This is a genomic window from Citrobacter sp. wls711 (assembly GCF_005281055.1).
Taxonomy (GTDB): Bacteria; Pseudomonadota; Gammaproteobacteria; order Enterobacterales; family Enterobacteriaceae; genus Citrobacter; species Citrobacter gillenii.
Window position 1 is genome coordinate 21,139 of the sequence record NZ_SZXC01000006.1, and the last position, 12,111, is coordinate 33,249.

Consider the following 12,111-nt stretch of genomic DNA (forward strand, 5'->3'; position numbering starts at 1 on the left):
TGCACCGTTTCACCGCTGTCCTTGCTGCTCAATCGCAGAACGCGTTATCTGGTGATCGTAGTCACAAATACAAAAAATGATCAAAATATAATCTTGTATAAATAGTATAAATTAAACATGATTTTGTGGAACCGGTTTCCTATCAATGTTTCATCATCACCAACATGAGACGAAAATAAACGGTAAGACATTACCTACCCTACTGATAAAACAGGATTAAATCCGATGTCTAAAAATTATGCAGCGCTGGCGCGCTCGGTTGTGACGGCTCTGGGCGGCGTCGAGAACATCACCGCAGTAACCCACTGCATGACCCGTTTACGTTTCGTTATCAAAGATGATTCACAGGTCGACAGCGCTACGTTAAAAACGCTTAGTGGCGTACTCGGCGTAGTGCGTAGCGACAATCAGTGCCAGGTGATCATTGGTAATACCGTGTCCCAAGCGTATCGCGAGGTCGTCAGCCTGCTGCCGGGCGATATGCAGCCCAGCGAACCTGCAGGCAAACCCAAACTGACGCTCAAGCGTATTGGGGCAGGGATCCTTGATGCGCTGATCGGCACTATGTCACCGCTGATCCCGGCGATTATCGGTGGATCGATGCTGAAACTGCTGGCAATGATCCTCGAAATGACCGGCGTGCTGCAAAAAGGCTCCTCGACGCTGACGATCCTGACAGTGATTGGCGACGGCGCATTCTTCTTCCTGCCGCTGATGGTCGCCGCCTCTGCCGCCATTAAATTCAAAACCAACATGTCGCTGGCTATTGCTATTGCGGGCGTGCTGGTGCATCCGAGCTTTATTGATCTGATGGCTAAAGCCGCACAGGGCGAGCACGTTGAGTTCGCGCTGATCCCGGTCACGGCGGTGAAATACACCTACACGGTGATCCCGGCGCTGGTCATGACCTGGTGCCTGTCGTACATCGAACGGTGGGTGGATCGCATTACGCCAGCCGTAACCAAAAACTTCCTGAAACCAATGCTGATCGTGCTGATCGCCGCCCCGCTCGCCATCGTCTTAATTGGCCCGATTGGCATCTGGATCGGCAGCGCGATCTCCGCGTTGGTGTACACCATTCACGGTTATCTGGGCTGGCTGTCGGTGGCCATTATGGGCGCACTGTGGCCGCTTCTGGTGATGACCGGCATGCACCGCGTCTTTACCCCCACCATTATTCAAACCATTGCCGAAACCGGTAAAGAAGGCATGGTTATGCCGTCTGAAATTGGCGCCAACCTGTCGCTGGGTGGCTCTTCTTTAGCGGTCGCCTGGAAAACCAAGAACCCGGAACTGCGTCAGACAGCGTTAGCCGCGGCGGCCTCCGCCATTATGGCAGGGATTTCCGAGCCGGCGCTGTACGGCGTGGCGGTACGCCTGAAACGTCCGCTGATTGCCAGTCTTATCAGCGGCTTTATCTGCGGTGCCGTAGCCGGGATGGCCGGACTGGCAAGCCACTCGATGGCTGCACCAGGTCTGTTCACCAGCGTACAGTTTTTTGACCCGGCCAATCCGATGACCATTGTCTGGGTATTTGGCGTCATGGCGCTGGCGGTAGTGCTGTCGTTTGTCTTAACGCTGCTGCTCGGCTTTGAGGATATTCCCGTCGAAGATGCGGCTGCGCAGGCCAGAAAAAATCAGGCTGCGCAGCCGGGAAATATCAATGGCGCCAGCATCTGACGGATACTAACTGAGGTTTATTATGTCTGTTTTTCCGCAAGGATTTTTATGGGGCGGTGCACTGGCCGCCAACCAGTCTGAAGGGGCGTATCGGGAAGGCGGCAAAGGGCTGACTACCGTGGATATGATCCCCCACGGCGCACATCGAATGCCGGTTAAACTGGGTCAGGAAAAGCGCGTTCAACTGCGGGATGACGAGTTTTATCCCAGCCATGAAGCGATTGATTTTTATCATCGCTATAAAGACGATATCGCCCTGATGGCAGAAATGGGGTTCACGGTGTTTCGTACCTCAATCGCCTGGAGTCGGCTCTATCCGAACGGGGATGAACTGACGCCAAATCAGGAAGGCATTGATTTTTATCGCTCGGTGTTTGCCGAGTGCAAAAAGTACGGTATTGAGCCGTTGGTGACGTTGTGCCACTTTGATGTACCGATGCACCTGGTCACCGAGTATGGCTCCTGGCGTAACCGCAAAATGGTGGAGTTTTTCACCCGCTACGCCCGTACCTGCTTCGAGGCCTTTGATGGTCTGGTGAAATACTGGCTGACGTTCAATGAAATCAACATCCTGCTGCACAGCCCTTTTTCCGGCGCGGGACTGGTGTTTGAAGCGGGTGAAAATCAGGATCAGGTGAAATACCAGGCCGCGCACCACGAACTGGTTGCCAGTGCACTGGCAACCAAAATCGCCCATGAAATCAATCCGCACAACCAGGTCGGGTGCATGCTGGCGGGCGGAAACTTTTACCCCTACTCGTGCAAACCTGAAGATGTGTGGACCGCGCTGGAAAAGGACCGTGAAAACCTGTTCTTTATTGATGTACAGGCGCGTGGTGCTTATCCCGCCTACTCAGCCCGCGTGTTTCGTGACAAGGGCGTAGTGATTGAGAAAGCCCCGGAAGATGACGACATCCTGAAAAATACCGTCGATTTTGTCTCCTTCAGCTATTACGCCTCGCGCTGCGCCTCGGCAGAAATGAACACCGGCAACACCAGCGCCGCCAACGTGGTGAAGTCACTGCGCAATCCGTACATTGCAGCCAGCGAATGGGGCTGGGGCATTGACCCACTGGGTCTGCGCATCACCATAAACATGATGTATGACCGCTACCAGAAACCCCTGTTTCTGGTGGAGAACGGACTGGGGGCAAAAGATGAAATCGATGCCAACGGTGAGATCAACGATGACTATCGCATCCGCTATTTATGCGACCATATTCGCGCCATGGCAGACGCCATTGAAGACGGCGTGCCGCTGATGGGTTACACCACCTGGGGCTGTATCGATCTGGTTTCCGCTTCCACCGGCGAGATGAGCAAACGCTACGGTTTTGTCTATGTCGACCGCGATGACGCAGGCAATGGCACGCTGACGCGGACTCGCAAGAAATCATTCTGGTGGTACAAAAAAGTGATCGCCAGCAACGGGGCTGAGCTGGACTGATCGTCGGGCCGGATGGCGCTTGCTATCCGGCCCGCATGATCACCCGCCACAAACATCCCCCTTCCTTTCCGTTTCATTTTTTACATTCATTTTTCTGGATCGTCATTCCATTCTGCGGTTTGCTGCCGCGCATTATTACTGGCATTTTATTCAGTAGTTTTTACTTTTCACCGTTCGTAACAAGGAAACGTTCATGTCTACTGATAATGTTCAAACACCAATGATTATCGCCAAACCCGTGCGTCGTTTAAAAGTGGGTTACGTCAGAAGACGCTACGAAGATCGCCGTACCGGATTCACCCTGCGTATCAGTCGACACGCCTCATTAACGCTGAATGGCGACTGGCTGGAACAGGCGGGTTTTCCGACCGGCACAGAGGTGAATGTTTCGGTGATGCAGGGGAAATTAATTATTGAGCAGGCAACTAAATAACGGCTGGATATGTAAAGGCGGAACAGGCCGGATGCCGCGCGTGGCTGACATCCGGCGCTGGGAATGCTTACTCTTCTGGTGCTTCTAACTCAGCAAATCCGCCATGGCCTTCCCAACCGGCTAATCGCTGATACACGGTCCCGACCGCCTCTTTGATTGGCTGCGTCATCGGGTAATAAAAGCCGACAATATCCGGTTGAATGCCGAGGAAAATCACCTCGCCAACATCTTCTTTGAGCTGATCAACCAAATAGTTCAACGGCATATTATGGGTGGTCATCATGAACATCTCGGCAATATCATCGGGATCGATAATGCGAATCTCGCCTGGGTTGAGGCCCATGTCAGTGGCATCAACAATCAGCAGACGTTCCGGGCGCAGTTCGCGGATCGCGACGATATCATTTTCTGGCGCACTTCCGCCGTCGATGACCACCCAGTTGCCTTTAGGCTCAGCGGCGCACATTTCTGCCAGCAGCGGACCCGCACCGTCGTCACCCATCATGCTGTTGCCGACACACAATAAAACGTCAGTCACGGTGTCTCCTCACCATCAGATAGATGGCGCTTTCCTGGTGAATGTCATGCAGCATGCTGAGCACCAGCTTGCTCCATTCCTGCTGTTGCGGCGTCTGCGCGTCGAGTGCGTCATCAAACGCGCGCGCCAGCATCTGCACATGGTTAAAATCGATGACGATTTCACCGTACTTCGGTACGCCTTCCATCTTACGGCGAGCTTCGCTTCCTTCGGCAAGTGTGGCAATCCACGCCAGATAGTCATCCCACGGGCAGGTTAACGCCGCTTCCAGGCAGTCGATTATGCCTAAGTGGTGACCAATCGCCAGGCTGTAATAGACAACCTGCTGCGCCTCAGCGGGCGTTGCATCGTTCTCATCAATAAACTTACGGCTCAGTTGACTGAACACCACCGTTTCACTCATCGGATACGCGCCTCTTCTACAACATGATTAAGATGCGTGACGATCTCGGTCAGACGCGGATCGTTTTCCGCTTCCAGCCAGCGCACCACCTGTTGCTCACCCTGCCCCAACTGATTCATATAGTCATCGGCAATCTGACGACCATAACGATAACCCGCCAGACGACGTGCTTCGCGATCGACCTTCACACGCAGCGGCTGAACCATATCCGGGTGCAAAATTTCCGCAGGCTGTGCGTCCAGTTCGCCTGGTGCACGTGCGTGAATTTTCTGCTCCAGCAGGCCAAGCGCCATCGCAAAGCCGTACAGCGTGGCGGCAGGCGTCGGTGGGCAACCGGGAATATACACATCCACGGGAACAATTTTGTCGGTGCCGCCCCATACGCAGTATAAGTCGTGGAAGATACCGCCGCTGTTGCCGCAGGCCCCATAGGAGATACAAATTTTCGGGTCCGGGGCAGACTGCCAGGCACGCAGCGCCGGAGAACGCATCGCGCGGGTTACCGCACCGGTGAACAGCAGAATATCCGCATGGCGCGGCGACGGAACCACTTTGATGCCAAAACGTTCGGCGTCAAACAGCGGGGACAAGGTGGCGAAGATTTCGATTTCGCAACCGTTGCAGCCACCGCAGTCGACGCGGTAAACGTACGCTGAACGCTTGATGCTTTTCAGCAATGACGCTTTCATGCTGGCAATGGATTCATCCACGGTCATCGGGACCGGAATTCCGTTGGCATCACGTGGGCCTAATAAATTGCTCATCAGCTGGCCTCTTTCATATGGCGAGTCAGTTCAATACGGTCAGACGGCACCAGGCATTTCTGGCGCTTACAGTCCGGGCAGGTCTCAAAGCCTTCACGGTGATTTTCCGCACGGGAATCACCGTTGTGCTTCAGTAACGCAATGGCGTAATCAATCTCTTTTTGCACCGCAAAAGGACGGTTACAGACGCGGCAATTACACAGCGCAAAACGAGACTGCTGCAGGAAATCTTCTTTCTTCCATACCGCCAGCTCATACTCCTGCGACAGCTTGATCGCCGCCGTCGGGCAGACTTCTTCACAGCGGCCACAGAAAATACAGCGACCGAGGTTGAACTGCCACGCCAGCTCACTGGTGACCAGATCTGTTTCTACTGTCAGCGCGTTAGATGGGCACGCATTGATACAGGCCGCACAGCCAATACACTGCTGCGGATTATGTTCCGGCTTACCGCGGAAGTTTTTATCAACCGCAATCGGCTCCAGCGGGTAGGACGACGTTGGTGCCCCGGTTTTGATGACTTTTTTGATAAAAGTAAACATGGCGATTCCTTATTTCAGCGGCGAGTTTTTACGCTCGATGCTGTAGCGCTCAAGTTCTTTGTACGGCACGACTTTGCTTTTCTTCTTACGTACATCGACCACGGTCATACGGTCAGTACAGGAGTAGCAAGGATCGAGGCTACCGATAATCAGCGGGGCATCGGAGACGGTGTTACCGCGCAGCATGTAACGCAGCGTCGGCCAGTTGGCGTAGGTGGCCGCACGGCAGCGCCAGCGATACAGTTTCTGGTTGTCGCCGGTCATGCTCCAGTGGATGTCATCGCCACGCGGTGCTTCGGCAAAGCCCAGCGCGAAGCGGTGCGGAATATAGGTAAAGCCTTCCACCGCCAGCGGGCCGCCCGGCAGGTTATCGAGACCAAAGTCGATCATGTTCAGCGCAGTATAGACTTCGTTGATACGCACTTTCAGACGGGAAATAACGTCGCAGCCCTGCTCGCTGTGCACTTCCATCGGCAGTAAACCGTAACCGACAAACGGGTGGTCCGCGCGGGTATCACGCGCGTGGCCGCTGGCACGCACCATTGGGCCGACGTTACTGAAGTCACGAGCGATTTCCGGGTCCAGACGACCAATGCCGACGGTGCGCTGTTCCATGTTCGGCGTACTGAGCAGCATGTCGACCAGATCCTGTACATCACGACGCATCTGCTGCGCCAGCTGACGGGTCTGGATCATGTCCTCTTTCAGCAGGTCACGACGGATGCCGCCGATCAGGTTCATGCCGTAGGTTTTACGCGCCCCGGTGAGGATCTCCGCCATTTTCATCGACGTTTCACGCACGCGGAAGAACTGCATAAAGCCGGAGTCAAAGCCGGTGAAGTGGCACGCCAGGCCAAGGTTCAGCAGGTGCGAGTGCAGACGTTCCACTTCCAGCAGAATGGCGCGGATCATCTGCGCACGTTCCGGCACCACAATCCCCATCGCATTTTCCACGGAGGTGGTGTACGCCGTGCTGTGGGCAAAACCACAAATACCGCATACGCGATCCGACAGGAACGTCACTTCGTTATAACCCATACGGGTTTCCGCCAGTTTCTCCATGCCGCGGTGGACATAGAACAGACGGTAGTCGGCGTCGATGATGTTTTCGCCATCAACAAACAGGCGGAAGTGACCTGGTTCATCGGAGGTGACGTGCAGCGGGCCAATCGGCACCACGTTATTTTTCTTGTCACCCAGTTCGTTGATGAACTCGTAGGTTTCGGCATCGGTAGTCGGCGCCGGGCGCTGACGGTAATCCATGCTGTCTTTACGCAGCGGATAGAGTTCGTCCGGCCAGTCATCCGGCAGTACCAGACGGCGTTCGTCCGGTAACCCTACCGGGATCAAGCCGTACATGTCGCGCACTTCACGCTCGCCCCAAACGGCGGCCGGTACGCGCGGCGTCACGGACGGGAACTCCAGTTTATTGGCGTCGACTTCTACGCGAACGGTTATCCAGCACTTGGTGCCCTGTTCCATCGACATGACGTAGTAGACGGCGTAATGGCCGCACAGCTGACGTTCGTCGTTACCAAACAGCACCGACAACCAGCCGCCCTGTTTGTAGTAGAGAAATTCAACTACTTCCGGCAGATAGTTGACCTTCACGGTGATGGTCAGCTGATCTTTGGTCTGCCAGCCTTCATCCAGCACCACGCCCGGGAAGGCCTGGTGCAGAGCGGCGAGATAGTGTTGACCTACTTTTTCTTCAGACATGTTCAAACTCTCTTAAATCACGCCACCAGCAAGGAGACGAAGGCTAAAAACGCAAACCCAAAACCGGCCCAGGTCACGCGTGAAGTGGCGCAAAAACGCAGACGCGCCATGCTGTTTTCAAACAGGGCGATGACCAGCACGCCGAGGACCAGCTTAACGACAGCAATCACCAGCGCCAGCAGCAGCCCGCCCGCAGTGAAGGTTTCCATCTGCCCCCACGGCAGGAACACGCCGACAAACATTTGCAAAACGACCAGCTGCTTGAGGCTGATGCCCCACTTGAGCACCGCAAAACCGCTGCCGCTGTATTCGGTCAGCGGACCTTCCTGCAGCTCCTGCTCGGCTTCCGCGAGGTCGAACGGCAGCTTGCCCATTTCGATAAAGGTGGCGAAGGCACAGGCACACAGCGCCAGAATCAACGGGATGCTACGCGCGGCAGGCCAGTGATAAATGGTATCGGCAATGTTGCTGATGTGGGTCGAACCAGCAACCTGCGCCGCCACCCACAAGCCCAGCAGCAGAATCGGCTCCACCAGTACGCCGAGCATCGCTTCACGGCTGGCGCCGATAGCGGTGAACGGGCTACCGGTATCCAGACCGGCGATAGAAAAGAAGAAGCGGGCAATGGCAAACAGGTAAATCAGCGTGATCAAATCACCCAGTTGCGGTAGCGGCGAGCCCACGGTCACCACCGGCAGTGCGGTAGCGATAGTCAGCATAACGCCCACCATCACAAACGGCGTCAGGCGGAAGACCCAGCTGGAATCCGCTGGCGCAATGCTCTGACGGCCGAGCAGTTTGATAATGTCGCGATATTCCTGCAACACGCCCGGACCGCGGCGGTTATGCAAACGCGCACGCGCCACGCGGGTAATACCGGACAACAGCGGCGCCGCGGCAAACAGCACCAGCGCCTGAATTAACGGATATAAAACACTCATTCTCAGGCTCCTCGTGAAACCACAATCACCACCAGCACCGCCAGCTCAATCAGCGCCAGGCGACGGAACAACACCGGTGCCGCCGCGTTCTGCCAGCCCGGAATCCAGGATACCGGGTTCAGCCATTTACGCAGTTTGAGTACCGGAGCAAAGGCTTCTTTAACCGGCATGGCAAAGCCGTGCGCAGTGATCACCATTGACTGCTCGTGATCGTAACCACACACCCACGCGGAACCGCGTGAACGTGACGGCAGGCGGTTGCCTTTGAAAATAGCCATGATGATGAACGGCAGCAGCGGACACGCGATCAACAGCAGCGTGATCATCGGCTGAGATACGGTGGTATTCGCCGTTTCCAGCGGTAGCGGAACAGCGGCAGAAATCAGCGGCAGCAACCACGGGGCAGCAACGCCGCCAATCACGCAGCAGATAGCCAACGCAACCACGCTCACGCTCATCAGGATAGGGGCGCAGCAGGCGTTTTCCGCTTCCTTCGTGCGCGGTGCGCCGAGGAACGTCACACCGTAGACTTTCGCCATACACATCACCGCCAGCGCGCCGGTAATTGCCAAACCGACAGCCAGCAACGGTCCTAACAGACGACCGATGAACGCGCCGCTGTTACCCAGCTTGAAGAAGGATTGATAGATAACCCACTCACCGGCAAAGCCGTTCAGCGGCGGCAGCGCGGCCATCGCCATCAGGCCAACCAGCATCGCCAGAGAAATCACCGGCATACGTTTACCGATACCGCCCAGTTTCTCGATATCACGGTGACCGGTGCGGAACCAGATGCTGCCTGCGCCCAAAAACAGGACGCTTTTGAACAGGCTATGGTTGACCAGGTGATACAAACCGCCGGTCAGGCCAAGTGCGATCAGTGCCGGTTGGTTAAGGGAAATACCGGTCACGCCAGCACCCAGACCCAGCAGGATAATGCCGATATTTTCCAGCGTGTGGTACGCCAGCAGACGCTGGATGTTGTGCTCCATCAGGGCATACAAGCCGCCGATAAACGCGGTGATCATCCCCAGCACCAGTAGCGTAACGCCCCACCACAGCGGGGCATTACCGCCCAGCAGCGACAGGGACAGAATACCCAACAGACCCACCTTCATTACCACGGTGGAGAACAGCGCCGCCGCCGGTGCACTGGCGTTGGCGTGTGCCTGTGGCACCCAACCGTGCAGTGGGATAATCCCGGCCAGCAGACCAAAGCCCGCCACACCCAACAGCCAGATGTCAGCGCCGAGCGGCAGCTGCTGAGTGCGCAGGTCGAGCAGACGCAGTTCCAGCGTACCGTAGCGCTGCCACACCAGATAGCAAGCAATCGCCAACAGCAGCGTACCGACACGACCCAGCGCAAACCACAGCTTGCCTTCTTTGCTGCACCCGGTCAGGAACACCGCACACAGCGCCATGATTTCCGCCATCACCACCAGCGTGCCGAGATTGCTGGCAACCACCGCGCACACCGCCGCCGCCATCAGCAGATTCACCAACAGACCGTTGGCCTTTACCTGCGGGTGACGGTGCCAGTCGATGTTGTACAGACTGACGAACAGGCCGCACAGACCCAGCGTAATCAGCCAGATAGCGTTCAGCGGCGACATTTGCAGGCTATGACCGATGAACGGCATCACGCCGCTAACCGCCAACCCATTAATGAGCACGCTAAAACCGGCCGCCGCCGTACAGAGGCTGCCCACCGCACCGCCGACACCGGCGATCCAGCCGCTTAACGGCTTATGAAACGAAAACAGAAATGCCAGAATCGCCGCCGCCGTAAACCAGGCCACGCCGCTGTTAATCAGTGAAATTGCGCTCATTTTGCATCCCCACTCTGAGCCTGCTGAAACAAGGTGAGATCGCCGAAGTCGGTATTGAACGTCAGCTCACGCTTACGTTTGCTGGCGCGGGCGATGTCCATATTGCTCACCAGATGCAGGGCTTGCGTTGGGCACATGCGCACGCAGGCCGGACCTTGTTCATCAAAGCTACACAAGTCGCATTTCACCGCAATGGCGCGAATACCCGGCACCCAGTCCAGCAGCGTGCTGACGCGAGCTGGCGCTGGCGGAGCAGGAGGCGCTTTTGACGTGTTGGCGTTCGCCGGGATATGCAGCGGACGGCTGCCTGAAAACTCAATGGCCCCAAACGGACAGGCGATCCCGCACAGTTTGCAGCTCACGCACAGGCTTTCATTCAGCTGTACGGCGCCGTCGACACGGTTAATCGCATTGACCGGACAAACGGTGGCACAAGGCGCATCTTCACACTGATGGCAAAGCTGCGGCGCAGATTCTTTTTCATTTAGCATCACTTTCAGGCGCGGCATTGACTGCAGGCCATGCTGGCGATGTGTCTCTGAGCAGGCGGCTTCACAGGTGTGGCAGCCGATACAAAGAGTGGAGTCAGCAATTACAAAACGATTCACCAGGCATTCCTCAGGTGATAGTCATTTTTGACGAAAACATGTCTATCAAATGTCATTTTCGACACTTATCGACATGCCCATTCCCTAAACTGTCGTGACGCAGCATACGCACCGCATCATGACTTACGTGGACACACCCGAGGCTTAAACCGGGCTATGACCCTCTACCAGTTGGCTTAAATTCACTGGCATATTGTTTTCAACCGCGGTGTACAGGCTGTCGTAGACGCTGGCGATTTTTTCGAGATAGTGCTCCAGCACCTGTTCCCGATCGCGGTTGCTGATACGGTCATCGACCTTGCCGTCGAGAGACAGTTGTGCCTGTGCAATCAACTGCTTATCTTCGCCGTCTTTCGTTTCAACGTAGTACTCGATGGTATGGCTGTTAAAGCCGTCCGCCAGCGTGACGTAGATAACGAAGTGCTCAAACAAGACAAAGCACAGATCCTTGTCCGGTGCGCAGCTCATCGCATGATGTAAACGCGCTTTCGACAGGGTGATCCCCTGTACCAGCGAGTTGCAATAAATACGCCACTGGTCCTGTAGGCGACGATGCCGTTCAGCGATGTAATCGGCTTTTTCGCTTATTTCCCAAATAGTCATGTCAGGTTACCCGTTTAGCAGAGACATTCTGCGTTAAGCATGTTTCATGCCAATATTTAATTACTTATATTTCATATAGATAAATAAATTACTGGTCGTGACGACATGTCATTTCGTCATCGTCGTCATTGTCACGGGTGAAAAAATTCAGTTTGGCATGTTTTTTGCTTTTATCCCGATAACAACATGGGAGGCGATATGCACGAAATAACCCTCTGCCAACGGGCACTGGAATTGATTGAACAACAGGCTACGCAACACGGTGCAAAACGGGTTACTGCGGTCTGGCTCAAAATTGGCGCATTTTCTTGCGTAGAAACCAGCGCTCTCGCCTTTTGTTTTGATCTGGTATGCCGTGGCACCCTTGCAGAAGGTTGTAAACTCCACCTCGAAGAACAAGAAGCCGAATGTTGGTGTGAAACATGCCAGCAGTACGTCACCTTACTGACCCAGCGCGTGCGCCGTTGTCCGCAATGTCACAGCGACATGCTAAGAATCGTGGCCGATGACGGCCTGCAGATTCGACGAATTGAAATAGGCGATGCTGAAGATTAAAGCTGGTGACAAAGTAGGCCGGATAAGACGTTAGCGCCGCCATCCGGCA

General features: G+C 55.3%; 13 protein-coding genes. 4 read left to right on the forward strand and 9 right to left on the reverse strand.

Annotated elements, in window-relative coordinates:
- Positions 1–225 precede the first annotated feature (225 nt).
- The 3 genes from ascF to FDW98_RS00615 all read left to right on the forward strand — a co-directional run bounded on the left by ascF (position 226) and on the right by FDW98_RS00615 (position 3,560).
- A complete protein-coding gene (gene ascF / locus FDW98_RS00605; RefSeq protein WP_096755972.1) occupies positions 226–1,680 on the forward strand; it encodes a PTS cellobiose/arbutin/salicin transporter subunit IIBC in 1,455 nt (484 codons plus the stop codon).
- A 22-nt stretch (positions 1,681–1,702) separates the two neighbouring features.
- Positions 1,703–3,127: a 6-phospho-beta-glucosidase gene (locus tag FDW98_RS00610; protein ID WP_096755971.1), complete on the forward strand. Its 1,425-nt coding sequence runs from the start codon at positions 1,703–1,705 to the stop codon at positions 3,125–3,127.
- 193 nt (positions 3,128–3,320) lie between these two features.
- Positions 3,321–3,560: a SymE family type I addiction module toxin gene (locus FDW98_RS00615; protein WP_096755970.1), complete on the forward strand. Its 240-nt coding sequence runs from the start codon at positions 3,321–3,323 to the stop codon at positions 3,558–3,560.
- 67 nt (positions 3,561–3,627) lie between these two features.
- Here FDW98_RS00615 and hycI read toward each other — a convergent pair whose 3' ends face one another.
- The 9 genes from hycI to hycA all read right to left on the reverse strand — a co-directional run bounded on the left by hycI (position 3,628) and on the right by hycA (position 11,507).
- A complete protein-coding gene (gene hycI / locus FDW98_RS00620; protein WP_096755969.1) occupies positions 3,628–4,098 on the reverse strand; it encodes a hydrogenase maturation peptidase HycI in 471 nt (156 codons plus the stop codon).
- Positions 4,091–4,501 (reverse strand): formate hydrogenlyase maturation HycH family protein, encoded by a 411-nt coding sequence (locus tag FDW98_RS00625; protein WP_096755968.1) that lies wholly within the window; start codon positions 4,499–4,501, stop codon positions 4,091–4,093. Before FDW98_RS00625 ends, hycI begins: the two co-directional genes overlap by 8 nt.
- Positions 4,498–5,265, reverse strand: coding sequence for a formate hydrogenlyase subunit HycG (gene hycG, locus FDW98_RS00630; RefSeq protein ID WP_096755967.1), 768 nt, complete (start codon positions 5,263–5,265; stop codon positions 4,498–4,500). The genes FDW98_RS00625 and hycG overlap by 4 nt, the downstream gene beginning before the upstream one ends.
- On the reverse strand, positions 5,265–5,807 hold the full coding sequence (hycF, locus tag FDW98_RS00635) for a formate hydrogenlyase subunit HycF (RefSeq protein WP_096755966.1): 543 nt from the start codon (positions 5,805–5,807) through the stop codon (positions 5,265–5,267). The genes hycG and hycF overlap by 1 nt, the downstream gene beginning before the upstream one ends.
- 9 nt (positions 5,808–5,816) lie before the next feature.
- Positions 5,817–7,526 (reverse strand): formate hydrogenlyase subunit HycE, encoded by a 1,710-nt coding sequence (gene hycE, locus FDW98_RS00640; RefSeq protein ID WP_096755965.1) that lies wholly within the window; start codon positions 7,524–7,526, stop codon positions 5,817–5,819.
- A gap of 17 nt (positions 7,527–7,543) precedes the next feature.
- Positions 7,544–8,467, reverse strand: a complete 924-nt coding sequence (locus FDW98_RS00645) for a respiratory chain complex I subunit 1 family protein (protein WP_096755964.1) — start codon at positions 8,465–8,467, stop codon at positions 7,544–7,546.
- Positions 8,468–8,469: 2 nt separating this feature from the next.
- Positions 8,470–10,296 (reverse strand): formate hydrogenlyase subunit 3, encoded by a 1,827-nt coding sequence (gene hycC / locus FDW98_RS00650; RefSeq protein ID WP_096755963.1) that lies wholly within the window; start codon positions 10,294–10,296, stop codon positions 8,470–8,472.
- Positions 10,293–10,904, reverse strand: a complete 612-nt coding sequence (hycB, locus tag FDW98_RS00655; RefSeq protein WP_096755962.1) for a formate hydrogenlyase subunit HycB — start codon at positions 10,902–10,904, stop codon at positions 10,293–10,295. The genes hycC and hycB overlap by 4 nt, the downstream gene beginning before the upstream one ends.
- A gap of 144 nt (positions 10,905–11,048) precedes the next feature.
- Positions 11,049–11,507 carry a formate hydrogenlyase regulator HycA gene (gene hycA, locus FDW98_RS00660; RefSeq protein WP_096755961.1) on the reverse strand — a complete coding sequence of 153 codons (459 nt, stop codon included), beginning with the start codon at positions 11,505–11,507 and terminating at the stop codon, positions 11,049–11,051.
- 198 nt (positions 11,508–11,705) lie between these two features.
- Here hycA and hypA point away from each other — a divergent pair, with 198 nt between their 5' ends.
- The gene (gene hypA / locus FDW98_RS00665; RefSeq protein ID WP_096755960.1) at positions 11,706–12,062 is read left to right on the forward strand and encodes a hydrogenase maturation nickel metallochaperone HypA; all 357 of its coding nucleotides are present in this window, start codon (positions 11,706–11,708) and stop codon (positions 12,060–12,062) included.
- Positions 12,063–12,111 lie beyond the last annotated feature (49 nt).

Bases quoted from the DNA above. Each gene is read 5' to 3' on its own strand.
- FDW98_RS00625 (WP_096755968.1), bottom strand. From the start codon at position 4,501: ATGAGTGAAACGGTGGTGTTCAGTCAACTGAGCCGTAAGTTTATTGAT.
- hycA (WP_096755961.1), bottom strand. From the start codon at position 11,507: ATGACTATTTGGGAAATAAGCGAAAAAGCCGATTACATCGCTGAACGG.
- FDW98_RS00610 (WP_096755971.1), top strand. From the start codon at position 1,703: ATGTCTGTTTTTCCGCAAGGATTTTTATGGGGCGGTGCACTGGCCGCC.
- hycG (WP_096755967.1), bottom strand. From the start codon at position 5,265: ATGAGCAATTTATTAGGCCCACGTGATGCCAACGGAATTCCGGTCCCG.
- hycF (WP_096755966.1), bottom strand. From the start codon at position 5,807: ATGTTTACTTTTATCAAAAAAGTCATCAAAACCGGGGCACCAACGTCG.
- hycE (WP_096755965.1), bottom strand. From the start codon at position 7,526: ATGTCTGAAGAAAAAGTAGGTCAACACTATCTCGCCGCTCTGCACCAG.
- FDW98_RS00645 (WP_096755964.1), bottom strand. From the start codon at position 8,467: ATGAGTGTTTTATATCCGTTAATTCAGGCGCTGGTGCTGTTTGCCGCG.
- FDW98_RS00615 (WP_096755970.1), top strand. From the start codon at position 3,321: ATGTCTACTGATAATGTTCAAACACCAATGATTATCGCCAAACCCGTG.
- hycC (WP_096755963.1), bottom strand. From the start codon at position 10,296: ATGAGCGCAATTTCACTGATTAACAGCGGCGTGGCCTGGTTTACGGCG.
- ascF (WP_096755972.1), top strand. From the start codon at position 226: ATGTCTAAAAATTATGCAGCGCTGGCGCGCTCGGTTGTGACGGCTCTG.
- hypA (WP_096755960.1), top strand. From the start codon at position 11,706: ATGCACGAAATAACCCTCTGCCAACGGGCACTGGAATTGATTGAACAA.